The sequence below is a fragment of the Bacillus sp. LR--39 genome (genome assembly GCF_053613335.1).
In genome coordinates this window covers 1-625 of record NZ_JBSIOT010001116.1, presented here as the reverse complement: position 1 = coordinate 625, position 625 = coordinate 1, and the positions used below count along the sequence as shown (strand labels likewise).

The 625-nt window shown below is 51.4% G+C and carries 1 protein-coding gene; it reads left to right on the top strand.

The genetic code is table 11. The annotated features are described in order from the left end of the window. Window positions 1-625 (top strand): PTS transporter subunit EIIC (locus ACWHAR_RS28810; RefSeq protein ID WP_452088664.1); only part of this gene is annotated, 625 nt, incomplete at both ends.

The window sequence follows — 625 nt, the reverse complement described above, 5'->3', positions numbered from 1 at the left end:
AAAGCTGCCTGACTGGCTCGGTTTCTTCGGCGGAAAACGCAGTGTTCCGATTATGACAGCCTTCTGTTCCATCATTCTTGCAGGCATTTTCGGCTTCGTCTGGATTTATGCACAGCAGGCAATTGACGCCATTGGAGGATGGATCATTCATGCGGGGGCATTAGGGGTCGGGATATTCGGTCTTTTAAACAGGCTGCTTTTGCCGCTCGGCCTTCATCACATCTTAAACAACATGGTCTGGATGGTCTTTGGAGAATTTGCAGGCAAAACGGGTGACATGAACCGGTTCTTTGCCGGAGATCCAAGCGCCGGCGCCTTTATGACAGGGTTCTTCCCGATCATGATGTTCGGTCTTCCTGCGGTGTGTCTGGCGATGATTGCCGCTGCGAAAAAGCATCGCCGCAAAGCAACGGCCGGGTTGCTGATCGGATTGGCGTTCACATCATTTTTAACCGGAATCACAGAGCCGATTGAGTTCACATTCATGTTCCTGTCGCCGCTTCTCTTCGGTATTCATGCCTTGTTAACCGCAAGCGCCATGACCGTGACCAATATGCTCGGCATCCATCACGGCTTTACCTTTTCAGCCGGGACGATCGACTATCTCTTAAACTTTGGAATCGCC